General features: G+C 55.3%; 1 protein-coding gene. It reads left to right on the plus strand.

The window, feature by feature from the left end; translation table 11 throughout:
- On the plus strand, nucleotides 1-1,122 hold a 1,122-nt coding region (locus tag ACR0B3_RS24185), incomplete at both ends, for a PstC family ABC transporter permease (RefSeq protein ID WP_480811264.1).

The following is a 1,122-nucleotide window of genomic DNA, read 5'->3' on the forward strand; positions in this document are numbered from 1 at the left end:
ATGGCATGCATGTGGCCCTTGCAGCCTCTGTGCCAGCACTGATTTTCATTATCCTCTGGTCGATTGGATCAGGGATTGCTTCGAACAGCTATACTGCCTCAATCATTGATCCCAATGCACCTGAATTGCAGTTATCCGCTGACGTCACCGATGGCTTGCCGCAGGACGAGATAGATGTCCGCCTTGCCGCGCAGCGCGATCTCTTCGTGGCGAATGTCAAAGGGTTGGCAGTTGCGATTGATGGCGATATTGCCAATGGCAACACAACCGAAGCCGATATTGAGGGCTGGCGTGTAGATTTCACCCCGTTGGCGCAGCGTTTGCGTGATAACGGGCAAATCATTGGCGCGAATATCTCGCAAAAAATGTTTGAAACCGCTTTGCGCCTGCGCAGCCTTAACGCCACGGTCGAACTGACAGGGCGGCTCGGCGCAATATTTTTGGCCATCGGCGGGTTTCTCTATGGTCTGAAATTGATCAATCGCGATTTCCGCGCGCGCATCTCGGTCGAGCGTTGGATCCTTGCCTTTTTGATCTTTGCCTCCACCATCGCCATTTTGACGACTGTTGGCATTCTATCGGCCATCACATTCCCCACCTTGGCCTTTTTCAAGGAATATGGGATTTTCAATTTCCTCTTTGGGATGGAGTGGGCCCCTGCAGGCGATGTTGCGGGCGCGCCTGAGGGGCCAGATGGCAGCTATGTCTCGGCGCTTGGGTTTTTGCCTTTGATCTGGGGCACGCTTTACATCGCGCTTGTGGCACTTTTGGTCGCGGTTCCCTTGGGCCTCTCTGCGGCAATCTACCTGTCGGAATTCGCCCCAAGCGCGTTGCGCGCCACGATCAAACCCGCGCTAGAGATCCTCGCAGGTATCCCGACAATCGTCTATGGTATCTTCGCCCTTGTGACAGTCGGCCCCTTTTTGCAGGCGGTCGTGGGATCAACAATTATGCCCAACACGGTCTCGGTTCTTACCGCAGGCGTGGTGATGGGGATGATGTTGGTGCCGTTCGTCTCGTCTTTGTCCGATGACGTGATCAACGCCGTGCCACAGGCGATGCGCGATGGCTCGCTTGGTCTGGGGGCAACACCTGCGGAAACAGTGACCAAGGTGATCTTGC

The sequence above is a fragment of the Ruegeria sp. CE9 genome (genome assembly GCF_056537425.1).